Source organism: Bradyrhizobium lupini (genome assembly GCF_040939785.1).
In the GTDB taxonomy this organism is placed as follows: Bacteria; Pseudomonadota; Alphaproteobacteria; order Rhizobiales; family Xanthobacteraceae; genus Bradyrhizobium; species Bradyrhizobium canariense_D.
This window is the reverse complement of record NZ_CP162553.1, coordinates 2,240,601-2,260,446: the sequence shown is the minus strand read 5'-3', so window position 1 is coordinate 2,260,446 and position 19,846 is coordinate 2,240,601. Positions and strand designations below refer to the sequence as shown.

At 64.8% G+C, this 19,846-nt stretch carries 17 protein-coding genes and 1 pseudogene; 12 read left to right on the top strand and 6 right to left on the bottom strand.

Going from position 1 to position 19,846, the window contains the following annotated elements; genetic code table 11:
* Positions 1–57 precede the first annotated feature (57 nt).
* The 6 genes from chpT to AB3L03_RS10935 all read left to right on the top strand — a co-directional run bounded on the left by chpT (position 58) and on the right by AB3L03_RS10935 (position 6,836).
* A complete protein-coding gene (chpT, locus tag AB3L03_RS10960; RefSeq protein WP_018458347.1) occupies positions 58–711 on the top strand; it encodes a histidine phosphotransferase ChpT in 654 nt (217 codons plus the stop codon).
* A 198-nt stretch (positions 712–909) separates the two neighbouring features.
* On the top strand, positions 910–3,744 hold the full coding sequence (locus AB3L03_RS10955) for a chemotaxis protein CheW (protein ID WP_368508556.1): 2,835 nt from the start codon (positions 910–912) through the stop codon (positions 3,742–3,744).
* 31 nt (positions 3,745–3,775) lie between these two features.
* Positions 3,776–4,246 (top strand): chemotaxis protein CheW, encoded by a 471-nt coding sequence (locus AB3L03_RS10950; protein ID WP_085409211.1) that lies wholly within the window; start codon positions 3,776–3,778, stop codon positions 4,244–4,246.
* 71 nt (positions 4,247–4,317) lie between these two features.
* Positions 4,318–4,683 carry a PleD family two-component system response regulator gene (locus AB3L03_RS10945; protein ID WP_007600538.1) on the top strand — a complete coding sequence of 122 codons (366 nt, stop codon included), beginning with the start codon at positions 4,318–4,320 and terminating at the stop codon, positions 4,681–4,683.
* Between the two features lie 75 nt (positions 4,684–4,758).
* A complete protein-coding gene (locus tag AB3L03_RS10940; protein WP_247372417.1) occupies positions 4,759–5,967 on the top strand; it encodes a chemotaxis response regulator protein-glutamate methylesterase in 1,209 nt (402 codons plus the stop codon).
* A complete protein-coding gene (locus tag AB3L03_RS10935; RefSeq protein WP_368508555.1) occupies positions 5,964–6,836 on the top strand; it encodes a protein-glutamate O-methyltransferase CheR in 873 nt (290 codons plus the stop codon). The genes AB3L03_RS10940 and AB3L03_RS10935 overlap by 4 nt, the downstream gene beginning before the upstream one ends.
* Before the next feature lie 172 nt (positions 6,837–7,008).
* Here AB3L03_RS10935 and AB3L03_RS10930 read toward each other — a convergent pair whose 3' ends face one another.
* The 4 genes and pseudogenes from AB3L03_RS10930 to ctrA all read right to left on the bottom strand — a co-directional run bounded on the left by AB3L03_RS10930 (position 7,009) and on the right by ctrA (position 9,834).
* A complete protein-coding gene (locus tag AB3L03_RS10930) occupies positions 7,009–8,169 on the bottom strand; it encodes a glutathionylspermidine synthase family protein (protein WP_247372421.1) in 1,161 nt (386 codons plus the stop codon).
* 11 nt (positions 8,170–8,180) lie between these two features.
* Positions 8,181–8,540 (bottom strand): annotated as a pseudogene (locus AB3L03_RS10925) (hypothetical protein); the annotation flags it as partial.
* Positions 8,541–8,558: 18 nt separating this feature from the next.
* Entirely contained in the window at positions 8,559–8,963 is a 405-nt protein-coding gene (locus tag AB3L03_RS10920) for a DUF350 domain-containing protein (protein ID WP_018455720.1), read from the bottom strand.
* 169 nt (positions 8,964–9,132) lie between these two features.
* Complete coding sequence (gene ctrA / locus AB3L03_RS10915; RefSeq protein WP_007600544.1) at positions 9,133–9,834, bottom strand: response regulator transcription factor CtrA; 702 nt, start codon at positions 9,832–9,834, stop codon at positions 9,133–9,135.
* Between the two features lie 416 nt (positions 9,835–10,250).
* Here ctrA and fliI point away from each other — a divergent pair, with 416 nt between their 5' ends.
* The 6 genes from fliI to AB3L03_RS10885 all read left to right on the top strand — a co-directional run bounded on the left by fliI (position 10,251) and on the right by AB3L03_RS10885 (position 16,623).
* On the top strand, positions 10,251–11,576 hold the full coding sequence (fliI, locus tag AB3L03_RS10910) for a flagellar protein export ATPase FliI (protein ID WP_018455719.1): 1,326 nt from the start codon (positions 10,251–10,253) through the stop codon (positions 11,574–11,576).
* Between the two features lie 121 nt (positions 11,577–11,697).
* Complete coding sequence (fliJ, locus tag AB3L03_RS10905; RefSeq protein ID WP_007606301.1) at positions 11,698–12,117, top strand: flagellar export protein FliJ; 420 nt, start codon at positions 11,698–11,700, stop codon at positions 12,115–12,117.
* Between the two features lie 178 nt (positions 12,118–12,295).
* Positions 12,296–12,841, top strand: a complete 546-nt coding sequence (locus tag AB3L03_RS10900) for a sigma-70 family RNA polymerase sigma factor (RefSeq protein ID WP_018455718.1) — start codon at positions 12,296–12,298, stop codon at positions 12,839–12,841.
* Between the two features lie 51 nt (positions 12,842–12,892).
* On the top strand, positions 12,893–13,948 hold the full coding sequence (locus AB3L03_RS10895) for an anti-sigma factor (protein ID WP_247372424.1): 1,056 nt from the start codon (positions 12,893–12,895) through the stop codon (positions 13,946–13,948).
* Between the two features lie 352 nt (positions 13,949–14,300).
* Complete coding sequence (locus AB3L03_RS10890) at positions 14,301–15,260, top strand: AraC family transcriptional regulator (RefSeq protein WP_204513702.1); 960 nt, start codon at positions 14,301–14,303, stop codon at positions 15,258–15,260.
* A gap of 142 nt (positions 15,261–15,402) precedes the next feature.
* Entirely contained in the window at positions 15,403–16,623 is a 1,221-nt protein-coding gene (locus AB3L03_RS10885; protein WP_204513703.1) for an NAD(P)/FAD-dependent oxidoreductase, read from the top strand.
* Positions 16,624–16,921: 298 nt separating this feature from the next.
* Here AB3L03_RS10885 and AB3L03_RS10880 read toward each other — a convergent pair whose 3' ends face one another.
* Entirely contained in the window at positions 16,922–17,122 is a 201-nt protein-coding gene (locus AB3L03_RS10880) for a hypothetical protein (RefSeq protein ID WP_018455714.1), read from the bottom strand.
* A 294-nt stretch (positions 17,123–17,416) separates the two neighbouring features.
* Positions 17,417–19,558, bottom strand: coding sequence for a flagellar biosynthesis protein FlhA (gene flhA / locus AB3L03_RS10875; protein WP_085383680.1), 2,142 nt, complete (start codon positions 19,556–19,558; stop codon positions 17,417–17,419).
* Between the last annotated feature and the right edge of the window lie 288 nt (positions 19,559–19,846).

The window sequence follows — 19,846 nt, the reverse complement described above, 5'->3', positions numbered from 1 at the left end:
ATTCGTCAAGCATGCTTGATTCGCCGCGTCCGCGCCGTGCAATTCCAGGAACCCTTTATGTCTGACGCTTCGTCACCCGCTACCGCCACCGCTCCAGATGCGCTCGAACTTGCTGCGCTGCTGTGCTCGCGGGTCTGCCACGATCTCATCAGCCCTGTCGGCGCCATCGTCAATGGGCTCGAAGTGCTCGACGACGATCCCAAGCCCGACGACCGCGAGTTCGCACTCGACTTGATACGCAAGAGCGCGAAAACCGCCTCCGCTCGCCTCCAGTTCTGCCGCCTCGCTTTTGGTGCGGCCGGCTCGTCCGGCGCGCAGATCGATCTCGGCGATGCCCAGACCATGGCGCGCGGCCACATCGAGGACGGCAAGTGCTCGATCACCTGGAATCTGCCGCGGATCTTGCTGCCGAAGAATCGCGTCAAGCTGCTGCTCAACATGCTGGTCGTTTCGCAGCACACGATCCCGCGCGGCGGCACGCTGACGATCGATCCGATCGGCGAGGGCGAGACCATGAGCTTCCGCATCACCGCGACCGGACATAATGCGCGCCTGCCGCAGAACATCTCCGAGCTCCTGAGCGGCGAGCGCGGCCCGGCTGCGGATGCACATGCGATCCAGCCTTATTATACGCGGCTGTTGGCAGAGGCTTGCGGGCTGACCGTGAGGCTCGCGCACGAAGGCGAGGCCATCACCATTATCGCGTCGTAGACACGCCGTCGCTCCTCAGACCTTAATCAAATCTTTACGAGGCGCTTCGGCTTGTCCGGAGCGCCTTATCTCTTTGTTGGTTCCGTTCTTTTCCACATACTCAACCATTATTAAACGCTTTGCGGTGAAGCTGGCCCCATTCCGAATTGGCGCATCACGTCTTGTGTGCGCGCCCTCCCTGTATGAAGGCCTGTTTTCATGGATGATCTGTTGCGGGAGTTTTTGACGGAAACCAGCGAGAGCCTGGACACCGTGGACAATCAGCTGGTGAAGTTCGAGCAGGAGCCGAACAACGCCAAGATCCTGGATAACATTTTCCGGCTGGTCCACACCATCAAGGGCACGTGCGGCTTCCTCGGATTGCCGCGACTGGAAGCGCTGGCGCATGCCGGCGAGACGCTGATGGGCAAATTCCGTGACGGCATGCCGGTGACGGGGCAGGCGGTGACGGTGATCCTGTCCTCGATCGACCGCATCAAGGAAATTCTGGCCGGGCTGGAGGCGACCGAAGCCGAGCCCGAGGGCACCGACCGCGATCTCATCGACAAGCTGGAAGCGATGGTCGAGCAGGGCATGGCGGCTATGTCAGCGTCGGCGCAGCCGATCGCGTCAGGCTCGGCGCAGCCGATGCCGGCCGGCGCTGCTGCTGCCGTTGCCGAAGCGCCGCCGCTGGTGCCGGACGCGCCTGTCGCCGTTGAAGCCGCGCCGACCTCCGGCGTGCTGGCCGACCAGAGCCTGGAGCGTCCGCTGCGTCCGGGCGAAGTCTCGCTCGACGAGCTCGAGCGTGCCTTCCGCGAGACCGCGATCGAAGTGCCGGTCCCGGTTGCCAAGGCCGAAGTCAAGGCGGAGCCTCCGCCTGCCGCTGAAGCCCCGGTGCCTGTTGCCAAGGAAGCCGCGAAGGAGACCAAGGCGAAGGACAAGGCCGCGCCGAAGAAGTCGATCGCCGACGAGGGCGCCGCCGAGGGAGCCAGCATCGCCAACCAGTCGATCCGCGTCAACGTGGATACGCTTGAGCATCTGATGACCATGGTCTCGGAGCTGGTGCTGACCCGCAACCAGCTGTTGGAGATCTCCCGCCGCAACGAGGACACCGAGTTCAAGGTGCCGTTGCAGCGGCTGTCCAACGTCACCGCCGAGCTGCAGGAAGGCGTCATGAAGACGCGCATGCAGCCGATCGGCAATGCCTGGCAGAAGCTGCCCCGCATCGTTCGCGACCTCTCGAGCGAACTCGGCAAGCAGATCGAGCTGGAGATGCACGGCGCCGACACCGAGCTCGACCGCCAGGTGCTCGACCTGATCAAGGACCCGCTCACCCACATGGTGCGCAACTCCGCCGACCATGGCCTGGAGACCCCGGCCGAGCGTCTCGCCGGCGGCAAGGGCGAGCAGGGCACCATTCGCCTGTCCGCCTATCACGAGGGCGGCCACATCATCATCTGCATCGCCGACAACGGCCGTGGCCTGAACACCGACAGGATCAAGGCCAAGGCGATCTCCTCAGGTCTGGTCACCGAGGCCGAGCTCGAGAAGATGAGCGAAGCCCAGATCCACAAGTTCATCTTCGCGCCGGGCTTCTCGACCGCGGCCGCCATCACCTCGGTGTCGGGGCGCGGCGTCGGCATGGACGTGGTGCGCACCAATATCGACCAGATCGGCGGCACCATCGACATCAAGTCGGTCGCCGGTGAAGGCTCCTCCGTCACCATCAAGATCCCGCTGACGCTCGCCATCGTCTCCGCGCTGATCGTGGAAGCCGCCGGCGACCGCTTTGCGATCCCGCAGCTCTCCGTGGTCGAGCTGGTGCGGGCCCGCGCCAACTCGGAGCACCGCATCGAGCGCATCAAGGACACCGCGGTTCTCAGGCTGCGCAACAAGCTGCTGCCGCTGATCCATCTCAAGAAGCTGCTCAAGATCGACGACGGCGCCGTCTCCGATCCCGAGAACGGCTTCATCGTGGTGACGCAGGTCGGCAGCCAGACCTTCGGCATCGTCGTCGACGGCGTGTTCCACACCGAAGAAATCGTGGTCAAGCCGATGTCGACGAAGCTGCGCCACATCGACATGTTCTCGGGCAATACCATCCTGGGCGACGGCGCGGTCATCATGATCATCGACCCCAACGGCATTGCCAAGGCGCTCGGCGCCGCCGGCTCCTCGGCCCATGACATGAACAACGAGAACGGGACGCACAGCATCGGATCGGGCGAGCAGACCACCTCACTGCTGGTGTTCCGCGCCGGCTCGGCCCAGCCCAAGGCGGTCCCGCTCGGGCTCGTCACGCGCCTGGAAGAGCTCCCGGCCGACAAGATCGAGTTCTCGAACGGCCGCTACATGGTGCAGTACCGCGAGCAGCTGATGCCGCTCGTTGCCATGGAGAGCGTCACCATCGCGAGCCAGGGCGCCCAGCCGATCCTGGTGTTCTCCGACGACGGCCGCTCCATGGGCCTCGTCGTCGACGAGATCATCGACATCGTCGAGGAACGGCTCAACATCGAGGTCGGCGGATCCTCCTCCGGCATTCTCGGCTCGGCCGTGATCAAGGGCCAGGCCACCGAAGTGATCGACGTCGGCCACTTCCTGCCGATGGCGTTCTCCGACTGGTTCACCCGCAAGGAGATGAAGCCGTCGCTGCACTCGCAATCGGTGCTGCTGGTCGACGATTCGGCGTTCTTCCGCAACATGCTGGCCCCGGTGCTCAAGGCCGCCGGCTACCGCGTCCGCACCGCGCCGACCGCGCAGGAGGGCCTGGCGGCGCTGCGCGCGCAGAGCTTCGACGTGGTCCTGACCGACATCGAGATGCCCGACATGAACGGGTTCGAGTTTGCCGAGACCATTCGCTCCGACAGCAATCTGGGCGCGATGCCGATCATCGGCCTCTCCGCGCTGGTGTCGCCGGCGGCGATCGAGCGCGGCCGCCAGGCCGGCTTCCACGACTATGTCGCCAAGTTCGACCGTCCCGGTCTGATCGCGGCGCTGAAGGAACAGACCGCGAGCGCCGCCGGCGCCTCCGAGCTGAGCCGCGCAGCCGCCTAAACCCCAGCGGGATGGATCAGGAGATACGCACATGACCAAGAAGACCCAGTCCGGCGAAGGCGCCATGGTCGAATACGTCACCGCGATGATCGGCGGCCAGCTGTTCGGCCTGCCGATCTCCCGCGTCCAGGACGTGTTCATGCCCGAGCGCGTCACCCGCGTGCCGCTGTCCTCGCGCGAGATCGCGGGCGTGCTGAACCTGCGCGGCCGCATCGTCACCGTGGTCGACATGCGCGCCCGGCTCGGCCTGCCCAAGCCCGAGGACGGCAAGATCCCGATGGCGGTCGGCGTCGATCTGCGCGGTGAATCCTACGGCCTCCTGATCGACCAGATCGGCGAAGTGCTGCGGCTCGCCGAGGACGGCATGGAAGAAAACCCCGTCAATCTCGACCCCCGCATGGCCAAGCTCGCCGGCGGTGTCCACCGTCTCGACGGCCAGCTCATGGTCGTCCTCGACGTCGATCGCGTCCTCGAGCTCGCGCCCGATATGATGGCGGCCTGATACGCCGGCACATCCGCCGACGTACCTGCAATTGGAAGTGCCCCCGCAAAAGGGGGGAAGCAGAGGTTCACATGCGAACTTGTCTCGTCGTTGATGATTCCAGCGTCATCCGCAAGGTTGCGCGCCGGATCCTGGAGGGCCTCGACTTCCAGATCCTCGAAGCCGAGGACGGTGAGAAGGCGCTGGAGGCCTGCAAGCGCGGCTTGCCCGATGCGGTGCTGCTGGACTGGAACATGCCGGTGATGGACGGCTATGAGTTCCTCGGCCATCTCCGGCGCATGCCCGGCGGCGACCAGCCCAAGGTGGTGTTCTGCACCACCGAGAACGACGTCGCGCATATCGCGCGCGCGCTGCACGCTGGCGCCAACGAGTACATCATGAAGCCCTTCGACAAGGACATCGTGACGGCGAAATTCCAGGAAGTCGGCCTTATCTGAGCGACCGCCCTGGAGGCTGAACGGCTCCTTCGGCGTTTGTTTTCAACTGACCGTTTCAGTCTGAGTTGGTGAGTAATGAGTGTTGCGTTCGCAGGTAATTCGACCCCGGGCTCGTCGCGGGAAGCCGGACCGTTGCGGGTGATGGTCGTCGATGACTCCGTCGTCATCCGCGGTCTGATCTCGCGCTGGATCGGCGCCGAGCACGACATGGAGGTCGCGGCCTCGCTGCGCACCGGGCTCGAGGCGGTCAACCAGATCGAACGCATCAATCCCGATGTTGCCGTGCTCGATATCGAAATGCCCGAGCTCGACGGCATCTCGGCGCTGCCGCAACTCCTGGCGAAGAAGCGCGATCTCGTCATCATCATGGCCTCGACGCTGACCCGCCGCAACGCGGAGATCAGCTTCAAGGCGTTGTCGCTCGGCGCCGCCGACTACATTCCGAAGCCTGAATCGACGCGCGAGGCTTCGGCTGCGGACATCTTCCATCACGACCTGATCCAGAAAATCCGCCACCTCGGCGCACGGCTGCGCCGCAAGGCCGCGGTTGCGAGCCCGCCGCTCGCGCCCGCAACCGCAAGCCCGGCTCCGGCGACACGTGGGCCGGTTGTCGCGCGGCCTGCCGCGTCCGCGGCCGCTCCGGCCGTCCATGCGCCGTCGTCGTCCTCGGTGCTGTCCACGCGTCCGTTTTCGACCCAGGCCCCGAAGGTGCTGCTGATCGGCTCATCGACCGGCGGTCCTCAGGCGCTGATGGCGCTCGTCGCCGAGCTCGGTCCCGTGATCGACCGTGTCCCGGTGCTGATCACCCAGCACATGCCGCCCACCTTCACCACCATTCTCGCGGAGCATCTGGCACGCACGAGCCGCAAGCCGGCGGCCGAGGCGGTGGATGGCGAGCCGGTGAAGCCGGGCCGCATCTATCTTGCGCCGGGCGGCAAGCACATGCGCGTCGTGCGTAGCGGCGCCGACGTGGCGATCGCGCTCGACGACGGTCCCGCCGTCAATTTCTGCAAGCCCGCGGTCGATCCGCTGTTCACTTCCGCCATCGACATCTGGCATGGCGCCATCCTCTCCGTGATCCTGACGGGCATGGGCTCGGACGGCATGCGCGGCGGCAAGGACATCGTCGCCGCCGGCGGCAGCGTGATCGCGCAGGACGAAGCTTCCAGCGTGGTCTGGGGCATGCCGGGCGCAGCGGCCAATGCCGGCATCTGTGCGGCGATCCTGCCGCTCAACCAGATCGGCGCCCGGGTCAATCGCCTGTTCGCGGGAGACCGCTCGTGACGCCGGTTGACTACGACTATCTGCGCAAATTCCTGAAAGAGCGCTCCGGCCTCGATCTCTCCCCGGACAAGCAGTATCTGGTCGAGAGCCGGCTGCTGCCGCTGGCCCGCAAGGCGAGCCTCGCCGGGATTCCCGATCTCGTGCTGAAGATCAGGAATGGCGACGGACGGCTTGCGAGCGATGTGGTCGAAGCGATGACCACCAACGAGACTTTCTTCTACCGCGACAAGATCCCGTTCGATCACTTGCGCGAAACGATCCTGCCGGGACTGCTTCGGGCGCGCGCAGCGCGCAAGTCGCTGCGCATCTGGTCGGCGGCGTCGTCGACGGGACAGGAACCGTATTCGATTGCGATCTGCGTGAAGGAGATGGGCGTAGCCTTCGCCGGCTGGCGCATCGAGATCGTCGCCACCGATCTGTCGCAGGAGGTGCTGGAGAAATCCAAGGCCGGCGTCTACAGCCAGTTCGAGGTGCAGCGCGGCCTGCCGATCCAGCACCTGATGAAATACTTCACGCAAGCGGGCGAAGTCTGGCAGCTCAATGCCGACATTCGCGCGATGGTGCAGTTCCGCCAGCTCAATCTGTTGCAGGACTTCTCCCATCTCGGCACGTTCGACGTGATCTTCTGCCGCAATGTGCTGATCTATTTCGACCAGGACACCAAGGCCGTGATCTTCGAGCGCATGGCGAAGGTTTTGGAAGCCGACGGCACGCTGCTGTTGGGCGCCGCCGAATCCGTCGTCGGAATTACCGACGCGTTCCGCCCGATCGCCGATCGTCGTGGCCTCTATCAGCTCAATCCGACGCGCTCCGGGCGCCCGATGGGTGGATTGATGCCGCCGTCAATGAAGGTAGCAGCGGCGCGGTGAGATGCGTTCTTCCCCTCTCCCCTTGCGGAAGAGGGTGGCTCGCCGCGTAGCGGCGAGACGGGTGAGGGTTCTATCCGCGAGCCCACCGACACTTGAACTCGCGGATAGAACCCCTCATCCGGCGCTTCGCGCCACCTTCTCCCACAACGGGAGAAGGAATGAAGAGCGCACCTCACAAGATCGCATGCGGCAGAAACCGCGAGCCGTTGCCGGTGATCGGGCTTTCGTCCTCGCGGATCGACAGGCCGCAGGGTTCGTGATCCACCAGCCAGCTTCCGATCACGGGATAGAAGCCGGAAAAATTCGGCAGCGGCGCGAGCGCCTGCCGCACGAATCCTTCGGCGCCGTAGGGGCCTGCCTGCTCGTCGAGCGGCATTCCACCAGACACCAGCGTGACATTGGCCCCTTCGCGCGACAGCAGCGGCTTGCGCACATAGGAGCTGCCGAGCTCGGCTGCCCGCGGATCGTCCTCGAAGAACGCCGGTAGCAGATTGGGATGGTTCGGAAACATCTCCCAGAGCAGCGGCAGGATGCCCTTGTTGGAGAGCACCGCCTTCCACGGCGGTTCGATCCAGCGTGTCTGTGCATCCTTGAGCTTTGCGCTAAAGGCGTCGTGGAACATCCATTCCCAAGGATAGAGCTTGAAGGCGAGCGTGATGTCGCGGTCGCCGAGATCGACGAAGCCGCCGGTATCATTGCGCCAGCCGATCGCCTCGATGTCGAGCAGCGTGGTCGTCAGTCCCGCGTGGCGCGCGGTATCTTCGAGATAAGCGAGCGTGCCGGCGTCCTCCTCATTGCCCGTGGTGCCGGTGAGATGGACGTGGCGGCTAGCGGCAATCTGCTTCCAGGCTTCGATCAATCGTTCGTGGATGGAGTTGAACTGGTCGGCCCGCGACGGGATGATGCGCCGTTCGATCGCCTGTTCGAGCCAGGTCCATTGAAAGACCGCGGCTTCGAAAATCGAGGTCGGCGTATCCGCGTTGTATTCGAGCAGCTTTGCCGGTCCCTTGCCGTCGAATTTCAGATCGAGCCGGCCATAGAGGCTGCGGTCGTCTCGTGCCCAGCTCTCGGCGATCAGGCTCCAGAACGCCTCCGGTATCTTCAAGCGCTGCAGATGGCGCTCGTCGCCGATCACGCGGCCGGCGAGCTCCAGGCACATCGCGTCGATCTCGCCGGTCGGCGCCTCGATGCCACGCTCGATCTCGTCGAGCGTGAAGGCGTAATAGGCGCGCTCGTCCCAATAGCGCTCACCGTCGATGGTGTGGAAGGCGAAGCCGCATTGTTCGGCGGTCTGCCGCCAGTCGTCGCGCTCGGGGCAGACGATGCGTTGCATGGGTCAGCCGCGCCGGAGAAGCCATGGCCAAACGAGCCGAAGCCGCCGCGGCTCACGCCGCCGGAGCCTGAATCGGACGACGTTCCGGACGAGGAATGGCTCGAGGAGTCGCTGCTGAAGAAACTCGATCGCGACGAACTGCCGCCGCCGCTGGAGGAGCTGCGGCTGCTGCTGCACGAGGTGCTCGCTTGCACCGCCGGGTCCATGCCGGCAGGGGAGGGCTCGCAATTCTGCCGCGGCATCAGTGTGTAGGCGGTGGTGCCGACCGCGATCGTGCCCATCACCAGCAGCGCGACATGGCCGGAGCGCTTCACCGGCTGTTGTGCAGGCGGCGGTCCGGCCGCCGGCCGGCGCTTGCCGAACTCCTTTTGGAGCGCTTGTCGGTCATGTCAGTAGATCATGCAGGCGGCGTTGAGCAGGCCTGCGGCGAGCGAGGACAGCCCGAGCCAGATGGCAGCTGCAAGTTCGCCGGCGGCAATCCGCGCCGACAGGTTCGGCACCGGCACTCTCACCAGGAAGAACACGACGATCTGGACGATCAGCGCGATCATCGCCCAGATCAGGCAGTCCAGCACATTGGCCGAATGCGCGATCGCGCTGACAAGCGGCGCCACGAAGCCGAGCAGGCTGAGGCCGAGTGCGATCGCCGCAGCCGGATCGTTGTCGCGGATCAGCTGGAATTCGTTATGCGTCGTGATGCGGGTGTAGACGAACAGGTACGCCACGATCGCGATCAGCCCGGTGCAGAAATAGACCAGGAAGGCGGGCAGGCCGGCCAGTGATTGCAGGATCATCGTTCCCCCATCGTGCAGCGACCATTCGTCGGCGGGGGAAGGATAGCGGTTCAACGGCGCAAGGACGATGAGGCCCCGTTCGCGTCCCCAAAAACAAAACCCCGCCATTTGCGGCGGGGTCCAGGCTGGGAGGAGCAAGCCCCGAAGGGCTCGCGGGTAAAACCCAGGATCAGGCGGGGATGCGCTCTTCGACCTCGTGCGGCTCGCGCAGCACGTAGCCGCGGCCCCACACGGTCTCGATGAAGTTGCGGCCTTCGGAGGCATTGGCGAGCTTCTTGCGGAGCTTGCAGATGAAGACGTCGATGATCTTCAGCTCGGGCTCGTCCATGCCGCCATAGAGGTGGTTGAGGAACATTTCCTTGGTGAGGGTCGTGCCCTTGCGGAGCGAGAGCAGCTCCAGCATCTGGTATTCCTTGCCGGTCAGATGCACGCGCTGACCGCCGACTTCCACGGTCTTGGTGTCGAGGTTGACGACGAGGTCGCCGGTCTGGATCACCGACTGGGCATGGCCCTTGGAGCGGCGCACGATCGCGTGGATGCGGGCAACCAGCTCGTCCTTGTGGAAGGGCTTGGTCATGTAGTCGTCGGCGCCGACGCCGAGACCCTTGACCTTGTCCTCGATGCCGGCGAGGCCGGAGAGGATCAGAATGGGTGTCTTGATCTTGGAGACCCGAAGCTGCTTGAGCACGTCGTAGCCGGACATGTCGGGCAGGTTGAGGTCGAGAAGGATAATGTCGTAATCGTATAATTTACCGAGATCGACGCCTTCTTCCCCCAAATCGGTCGTGTAGACGTTGAAGCTCTCAGACTTCAACATCAGCTCGATCGACTGCGCGACGGCGCTGTCATCTTCAATCAGCAAAACGCGCATGCCAGTTCCCCATAGTCGCCGCTCCTGGGCGTCAGGTCGGCCGCATTCGCGGCACACAACAAAACGCCTTTGAACAACTGATTCGGATCCTGACAACAGATGGTTAACAAATTCTGATTCTGGAACGCAAGCCCTGTAGATGCAATTTTCGTCGAATCGCCCTAAGGTCTTGTGTGCGAAGCAGCTTTCGTTATCCGGTTGCGTTCAAGTTCCACTTTAAGAGACGGGCCTAACCGACTCTCGCGACTCAGCCTTCTTCTGAAGGGGAGCCACGCTCAGTCACAAAGACAGTGACGCAATGATTAACGATGCGGGTAAACACGAAGTTAAGCGCCGTTCAGAAATATGGCGAAACTTAAGGTTCTCGCCACGAAACCCCGGATTATGAAGGCGATCACCCTCATGAAGGCCCTCTTGTGAAGGCTCTTGCCGAACAGATCGGCGACATTGACGGCATCAATATTTATGGCCGTGTGGTCGGCGTGCGCGGCCTGATGGTCGAGGTCGCCGGTCCGATCCATGCGATGTCGGTCGGCGCGCGGCTCGTGATCGAGACCGGCGGCAACCGTTCCATCCCCTGCGAGGTGATCGGCTTCTCCGGCAACAACGCCGTCGTGATGCCGTTCGCCGGTCTGGACGGCGTACGGCGCGGCTGCAAGGCCGTCATCGCCAATGCCGCAAATCAGGTGCGGCCTTGCGCGGCCTGGCTCGGCCGCGTCGTCAATGCGCTGGGGGAGCCGATCGACGGCAAGGGGCCGCTGCCGCAGGGCCCGGCGCCGATGCCGTACCGCAATTCGCCGCCGCCGGCGCACTCGCGCAAGCGCGTCGGCGCGCCGCTCGATCTCGGCGTGCGCGCGATGAACACCTTTCTGACCTGTTGCCGCGGCCAGCGCATGGGCATCTTCGCAGGCTCCGGCGTCGGCAAGTCGGTGCTGCTGTCGATGCTTGCGCGCAACGTCGATGCCGCCGTCAGCGTCATCGGGCTGATCGGCGAACGCGGCCGCGAGGTGCAGGAATTCTTGCAGGACGACCTTGGCGAGGAGGGCCTGGCCCGTTCCGTGGTCGTGGTCGCGACCTCCGACGAGCCGGCGCTGATGCGCCGCCAGGCCGCCTATCTGACGCTTGCGGTCGCCGAGTATTTTCGCGACGAGGAGCAGGACGTCCTCTGCCTGATGGATTCGGTGACGCGCTTTGCCATGGCCCAGCGCGAGATCGGCCTGTCCGCTGGCGAGCCGCCGACCGCCAAGGGCTACACGCCGACCGTGTTCACCGAGCTGCCGAAGCTTCTGGAGCGCGCCGGTCCGGGCCTCGGGGAGGGCGCCATCACCGCGATCTTCACGGTGCTGGTCGATGGCGATGACCATAACGAGCCGATTGCGGATGCCGTCCGCGGCATCCTCGACGGACACATCGTGATGCAGCGCTCGATCGCCGAGCGCGGCCGCTACCCCGCCATCAACATCCTCAAATCCATCTCCCGCACCATGCCGAAATCGGCCGACCCGCAGTTCTGGCCGACCATCCAGAAGGCGCGGGCGGTGATGGCGACCTATGCCGACATGGAAGAATTGATCCGTCTGGGCGCCTACCGCGCCGGCTCCAGCCCCGAGGTCGACGAGGCGATCCGCCTGCACGAGCCGCTGGAGGCCTTCCTGCGCCAGCGCAAGGATGAAAATGCATCGCTGGCGGACGGCTACCGCCAGTTGGCGCAAATCCTTGGTGATTTGGAAACGGAACGCTAACTTTGTCCCGTCATCATCCCATCCCACAGAGTAGTAGAGCCGGTCTTGGCCCCCGTCGGGCCTGTGGGGAGACCGGTGTTGTCCCACGTGCAGCCAAGGGACTTCTGGGGAGTACGAGTCGATGAAGTCACGTGATACACTCATCCGCCTGAAGAAATTTCAGGTCGACGAGAAGCGCCGCCGGGTCACCCAGATCGAGACCATGATCGCCGACTTCCAGCGGATGTCGACCGATCTTGAACGCGAGATCTCGACCGAGCAGGAGCGCGCCGGGATCAACGATCCCTCGCACTTCGCCTATCCGACCTACGCCAAGGCTGCCATCCAGCGTCGCGAGAACCTGACCCGCTCGGCCGACGAGCTGAAGGGCCAGCTCGACGAAGCCAAGGCTGCGCTGGCCGAAGCCTTCGAGGAGCTGAAGAAGGTCGAGCTCCTTGACGAGCGCGATCAGGCCCGCGAACGCGCCGAGGAAAACGCCCGCGAGCAGGCCGATCTCGACAGCATCGGCCTGATGCGTGCCCGCATGGGCGCCGTCGCCTGAGACGCTAGCCGCCAGACCTGCGAGAATTTGCAGAACCCGGACCCCAAGGTCCGGGTTTTCGCATGCCCTGTCCACAGTGTGGCGCCGCGCCCCCTTGGTGGTCGGCTTTGTCGCGCGCTATGGTGGCGGAATGCCAGCGCCTGCGCGGAATGCGACGGGCCGCGCATTGGGGGGCTGAATGCTGACGCCAGCAGAGCTGGTCGGGCTGATTGGGGCGATGGCGCAGGGCGATCAGGCCGCGTTCGAGCGCCTCTACGTCGCCACGCGCGCGAAACTCTATGGCGTCGTGCTCCGTATCTTGCGCCGACAGGATCTCGCAGAGGAGGTCATTCAGGAGACCTACGTCAAGATCTGGAACAGCGCCGGCCAGTTCAATCCCGCTCTCGCGTCGCCGATCACATGGATGGCGTCGATCGCGCGCAACCGCGCCATCGACATCGTGCGCAAGAAGACGGAAGTCTCCATCGAGGAAGAGCCCCAGGCGATGGAAGTCGCAAGCGACAGCCCCGATCCGCTGGCGCGGAGGGAGATGACCGAGGAATTGAAGCGGCTGCTGGAATGTATCGGCCGGCTCGAGCCGGACCGTCAGAGGCTCGTGCTTCTCGCCTATTACAACGGCTGGAGCCGCGAGCAATTGGCGGAGAAATTCGCGGCGCCCGTCAACACGGTGAAGACGTGGCTTCGGCGCAGCATGATGGATATTCGCGAATGTCTCGGGCTATGAGATTCGGGCTACGGGAGCTCATACGGTGAGGGTGGGTCTGGACCGCAAGTGATGGCCTATACGGAGGACCATATCGCGCTCGCCGCGGAATATGCGCTCGGCACGCTCGACGCCGGCGAGCGCGCGCAGGTCGAGACCATGATGGCGGTGGACAAGGCGTTCGCCGATGTCGTGCAGGCGTGGGCATTCCGGCTCGGCGTCCTCAACCAGATGGTCGGCTCGATCGAGCCGCGGCCGATCGTGTGGGAGAACATCAGGTCCGAGCTCGCGCGGACAGGCTTTGCGCAGGATCCGCCAGCACTGCCGGACGCAGCGCCGCCGCCACCTGTGCCGGAATATTCCTCGCCCGACACCGTGCCTCCGCAGGTGCCGTCGGAGAATATGCAGCAACCGCCGCCGCCTCCCGAAGCGGAGCAGCCTGCCCCGGCGCGACTTGAGACCGATGCGATTCCCGACGTCGTGCCGCTATTCATGCCGCAGGTCCACGCGCCGGACCCGGAGGTCGCGCGTGCGCCACCGCCGCCGGTTGCCGACAACAGCAACGTGATCCGGCTCGAGGGCCGCGTGAAGCGCTGGCGCACCATCGCATCCGCCGTCGGCGCGCTCGCGGCCGCGCTGCTCGTGACGCTGTCGCTTCAGATCTTCCTGCCCGACGCGCTGCCGGGCGGCTTGCGACCGGTACCGCGCATCCAGACCGTCGAGGTGAAGACACCGGCGCCGCTCCCGGCGTCGTCGCAATATGTCGCCCTGTTGCAGGGCCAGGGCGGAGGTCCCGCCTTCATCCTCACCATCGACGGCGCGACCAAGAACTTTACGGTGCGTAAAGTGGGCGCGACACCGGAGCCCGGCAAGAGTTTCGAGCTCTGGCTGATCTCCGACAAGCTGCCGCGTCCGCGTTCGCTCGGCGTGATCGGCGCCGGCGATTTCACCGCACGACCGGTGCTCGGCTCGTACGATGCCGACGTTGTCAACGGCGCGACCTACGCCGTCACGCTCGAGCAGGCGGGCGGTTCGCCCAACGGCCAGCCGACCTCGGCGCCGGTGTTTTCCGGCAAGCTGATCGAAACCGTGCCATCGTCACAGCCGCAGGCGCCCGCGAAGAAGTAGGTTTCCATTGTCGTCCTGGCGAAAGCCAGGACCCATTGCCCCAAGAGCTTGTTGCAAGAGTGAGCGCTGGCAACACGGGTGAGCAACCACTCAATCCCCGAGGTAATGGGTCCTGGATCGGCGCTCGCTCTGCTCGCTTGTCGAGGACGACACCGGGGGCATTGGACGCTTCAACATCGTGGTGGCAATGCCTGATCGGTTCTGTCGCCACGGTCCGTCCCGCCGTCGTCTTCCGACAAATTCCGCCGAATCCGCCCTCGATTTGAACCTCTCCGCGCTTCGCGGCGTCAAATGCCCGGAATTTGCAGTCGGCGCCCCCCAATCATGGTGCCGGAGAGGGGCGAGAAATCAGATGGATGCAGCGAAAACGTCGGGCATCTTCATTCACCAATATGCGGGGCTGCCACACGGCCCGGCCTTCGAGCATTGGCGCGAGCGGACTTTCGGGGCCTGCGGCCTCGATATCGGGCCGAGCCGAGGCGATAGCATCGATTGCCGGCTCCAGGTCAGCGTGGTCGACAATATCGCGCTCGCCATTCCCGAAGGCGCCTCCGCGCAATATTCACGCACCCAGAGCCATCTTGCCGACGGCAGCCACGATCTCGTCCTGATCGCCGCGCATGCGGGCCTCGTCCGCGTCGGGCAGAACGGCCATGCCGTGGAGCTTGCGCCCGCGCAAATGGTGCTCGTCGACATGGGCATCACCGGCACCGTCGGCCACACCGAGGAAGATCGCTTCACCACCATCCGCATGCCGCGCCGCGCGCTGCTCGAGATCAATCCGCGCGCCGAGGACAAGCTGTCGCAACTGCTCTCGGACGGCGCGCTCGCCGAGACGATCTTGCGCTACCACTCCCTTGCCGCCCATCATGCGCCGCATCTCGACGCCGTCGGCCAGCGCCTCACCGCGCAGCACATGGTCGATCTCGTCGGCCTCCTGCTCGGCACCGACGCCGAACATGCAAGTCTCGCGCGCGGGCGAGGTCATGCGGCGGCCCGTCTCGATCTCATGCGCGCCGACGTGATGGCTGCGCTTGGCCGCAACGATCTCTGCCTGTCCGAGATTGCCACGCGCTCCGGCTTGAGCCCGCGCCAGGCACAGCGTCTGTTCGAGCAGGCAGGAACGACCTTCACCGAGTTCGTGCTGGAACAGCGCCTGCTGCAGGCGCGCAAGCTGCTCAGTGATCCCCGCGCCAGGACCCGCAAGATCAGCGACATCGCGCATTCGTCAGGCTTCTCCGATCTGTCCTATTTCAACCGCGCCTTCCGCAAGCGCTTTGCCGCGACGCCGTCGGAACTGCGCGAGGCCTGAGCCGCGCCGAGAATTTGTGCGGCGCGCCGGTGCCACCGCAGTTGGTCCGCCGGGCTGGATGAGTTATATCTGTCTGCGCGGTCAGACCGCCTGATCGTTCGTCGCTTCGTCGTCGCTCTCTTGGAAAATGCAGTCAACGGACATGGCGCGTATCGTCGTGCTCGGCGCCGGGTTTGCAGGTCTGTGGGCGGCCATCGGTGCCGCACGCAAGCGCGAGGAGATCGGCGCGGCCGGCGGTGACATCGAGATTCGTGTCATCGATCGCAATCCCTATCACAACATCCGCGTCCGCAATTACGAGGCCGACCTCAGCGAGGTCGCGCTTCCGCTGCCGCAGCTGCTCGATCCGATCGGCGTCAGTCACGGGATCGGCGAGGTCGAAGCCATCGATCCGGTACGGCGCGAGATTTCGCTGGTGACGGATGGCGGCGACGAGACGCTGGCTTATGACCGGCTGGTGCTGGCGCTCGGCAGCGAAGTGATGCGTCCGGACATTCCCGGCCTTGCCGAGCATGCTTTCGATGTCGACACTTATGCAGCAGCGCTCCGCCTCGAGGATCATCTCAATTCGCTCGGACGCAGCGCGCCTTCGCCGGGGCGCTCGACGATCGTCGTGGTCGGCGCCGGCTTCACCGGTATCGAGGTCGCGGCCGAGATGCCCGACAGGCTGGCGCGCGCCGGCATTACCGGCAGCCGCCGCATCATCCTGGTCGATCCCAATCCGGTGGTGGGCGCCACGATCGGCGCACATGCACGTCCCGTCATTGATACGGCGTTGGCCGCGCTCGACGTCGAGACACGGCTTGGCGTCCGCGTCGTCTCCGTCGAGGCCGCCGGCCTGCGCCTGAGCTCGGGCGAGTTCATTCCGACACGGACGGTGATCTGGTGTGCCGGGATGCGCGCGAGCCCCTTGGCGGCGAGCTTCCCGGACGCACGCGATCGCCTTGGGCGGCTTCTGGTCGATCCCATGATGCGGGTCGCGGATGTCGGCGGCGTGTTCGCGGCCGGCGACGTCGCCTCGAGCGTGGTCGACGGCTTGCATCCAACCGTGATGTCCTGCCAGTTCGCGCGTCCCATGGGCCGCTTCGCCGGCCACAATGTGGTCGCCGATCTCGCGGGCCTGCCGATGCTGCCGCTGCGGATCGACTGGTACGTGACCGTGCTCGATCTCGGCGGCTGGGGCGCGCTCTACACGGAAGGGTGGGACCGCGAAGTCCGCGCCACCGGCGCGGCCGCGAAGGCAACCAAGCAGACGATCAACCGCAAGCGCATCTATCCGCCGTTGTCGGGCAGCAAGGACGAGCTATTCGCTGCGGCAGTCCCAACCGTGCAGGCGCCGCCGCCGACGTATGGGGCGCGGTAGTATCCGTGCCGTTGCGGGATGACGGCGGTACGTTTTCCATCGTCATTGCGAGCGTAACGAAGCAATCCAGAATGTCTCTGCGGAGGGATTCTGGATTGCTTCGTCGCAAGAGCTCCTCGCAATGACGGAGCTGGACGCGCGTGCGCTCACGGTGACGACATACCCCAGACATGAGAAAGCGCCCGTGGGGGGCGGGCGCTTTCTGTAGTCGACTTGGGGTTGGGGTCGTCTACATATCCACGTGGCGACTTTGGGGGGCTGATAAAGAGCCGCGTGAATTCCTGAAACTCAAATCTCCTTAGCGAACGAGGGAAACGTTCGAGCTGGTGATAGCGATCGGCTTGCCCGCCTTCATGACGCGAGCGGTCTGGGTCAGGCCTTCATCTGAACTCGTACGCGCGGTGATCCCGAGACCCGCCACCGTGATGCCGGCAACGAGCGCGACAACCACGATCTTGAGGTGGGTTGAGCGATCTGCGCTGTAAATCGAGTGGTTCATGGAAGGCTCCTGCCGCCATCTACCCGAAGTAGTCGCCTGCGTGCTTGGGCAGGTTCATGCTTCCGGTGCCCAACAACCTAGTATTGGGGGGATTCGTTCCCAAGAGGCGATCACAAGGGCGTGACAGGACGTGAGAAGCCGCGATCAGAAACGACCCTTGATCGTGCAATTTAGCAATTATTTCAAAGGTGTAATGTGTCTGCCAAGCGCCTTGCCCGCCGTCGATCGGCAAGGCGCATAAACCTGAAAAACCATTTGCCTGTGGCCAAAAAACACACGGCTTCTTAAGGCAAATCAGATGCTTCCGACCGTTTTCAACCTCGCCCTGGGGTGGATTTCAGCCTGCGACAGCACGGTCGTCTGGGCCCGGAACCGCTCGACCAGGGAACGCACGAAGGGACGAATTGCCGCAGAGGTGACCAGCACCGGGGCCTCGCCTTCACGCGCCGCGCGCTCGAAGGCGTCGCGCACGCCGGTCATGAACTCCGACAGCTTCGAGGGCTGCATCGCGAGGCTGCGCTCCTCGCCTTGGCCGATAATGGATTCGGCGAAGGCTTGTTCCCAACGGGCCGACAGCGCGATCAGCGGCAGGTAGCCGCTGTAAGAGGTGTTCTGCGCACAGATCTGCCGCGCCAGGCGGGCGCGGACGTGCTCGACCATGGTGGCCGGATTGCGCGAGAAGGCGAGCGAGTCGGCGATGCCTTCGAGGATGGTCGAGAGGTCGCGGATCGAGATGCGCTCGGCGAGCAGCAGCTGCAGCACGCGCTGGATGCCGGAGACGGTGACCTGTCCGGGCACGATGTCCTTGACCAGCTCGCCCTGCTCCTTCGGCAGCTCCTTGAGCAGCTTCTGCACCTCGCCATAGGAGAGCAGGTCCGACATGTTGGCCTTGAGCAGCTCGGTGAGGTGGGTCGAGAGCACGGTCGCGGCGTCGACGACGGTATAGCCCTTGAGCGAGGCCTCCTCCTTGAGGCTGGCATCGACCCAGGTTGCGGGCAGGCCGAAGGTCGGCTCGGTGGTGTGGATGCCGGGCACCTGCACCTGGCTGCCGCCGGGGTCCATGACCATGAACTGGTTCGGCCAGATCTTGCCGGTGCCGGCGTCGACCTCCTTGATCTTGATGATGTAGGTGTTGGCTTCGAGCTGGACGTTGTCGAGGATGCGCACGGCGGGCATCACAAAACCCATCTCGATCGCGAGCGAGCGGCGAAGCGCCTTGATCTGCTCGGTGAGGCGGTCGGTGCCGTCGGGGCCATTGACCAGCGGCAGCAGGGCATAGCCGAGCTCGATCTTGAGATCGTCGATCTTCAACGCCGCGGAGATCGGCTCCTCCGCCGCAGCGGAGCCGGCTGCGCCCGGCGTTCCCGGCGCAGGTGCGGTCTTCGCGACTTCCTCAGCCCTGGCAGTCGCCCGGTTGCGGTTGCGGGCGTGCCAGGCGAGCGCACCGGCGCCGGAGCCGAGCGCCAGGAAGGGAAGGGTCGGGATGCCCGGCAGGGCCGCCAGCACCAGCATGACCGCCGCGGACATTGCGAGCGCCTGCGGATATCCGGAGAACTGCTTCATCAACGCCTTGTCGGCGGCGCCGGACACGCCGGCCTTGGAGACGAGCAGGCCGGCCGCGGTCGAAACGATCAGCGCCGGCACCTGGGTGACGAGGCCGTCACCGACGGTCAGCAGCGTGTAGCTGCGGCCGGCATCGGCAAAGGACAGACCCTGCTGCGCCACGCCGATGATCATGCCGCCGACGACGTTGATGAAGACGATCAGGAGGCCGGCGATGGCATCGCCGCGGACGAATTTGGAGGCACCGTCCATGGCGCCGAAGAAGCCGCTCTCGTCCTCCAGATCCTTCCGCCGCTGCTTGGCGACCGTCTCGTCGATCAGGCCGGCGGAGAGGTCGGCGTCGATCGCCATCTGCTTGCCGGGCATGGCGTCGAGGTGGAAGCGTGCCGCGACTTCGGCGATACGGCCCGAACCCTTGGTGATGACGACGAAGTTGACGATGATCAGGATGGCGAAGACGATGATACCGATGACGAAATTGCCGCCCATCACGAAGCTGCCGAAGGCTTCGATGACATGACCGGCGGCATCCGTGCCCTCGTGCCCGTGCGACAGGATCAGGCGGGTCGAGGCCATGTTGAGCGACAGCCGCAGCATGGTCGAGATCAGCAGAACGGTCGGAAAAGCGGAGAATTCCAGCGGCGCCTGGATGAACAGCGACGTCATCAGGATCAGGATCGAGAGTGTGATCGAAATCGCCAGGAACAGGTCCAGCACTATCGCAGGCAGCGGAAGGATCAGCACCACCAGGATGGTGAGAACGCCGAGCGCGAGCGCGATATCGCCGCGCTTGAGGATGTTGCCGACTTCGGCAAGGGTCGGGAAACCGGCGTTCGTGCTGCCTACGCCCTGTCCTGCGGTGACGTCGACCATGGTAGCTGCCCCTCCGCGCGACTGCCGTCCGCGCGCCCCAAATGTCTGCGCGGCGGCCGAGGGGCCGCCGTTCCGAAAGTGAGGCACCGCACTGGCGTCCACGGGAGCTCCCGTTCTACGCGGCTGACGACACTCGACTCCACTGGGCAATTCTTGCCGGGTGTATGGTTAGCAAAGGGTTAATAAAGGGTGCGGCATGGGGGCTGACCGGGGTATTTCGGCCATCTGGCAGGCAAGCACTCGTCATGCCCGGCTTGTCCCGCCGAAGGCGTGGATGGCCGGGACGAG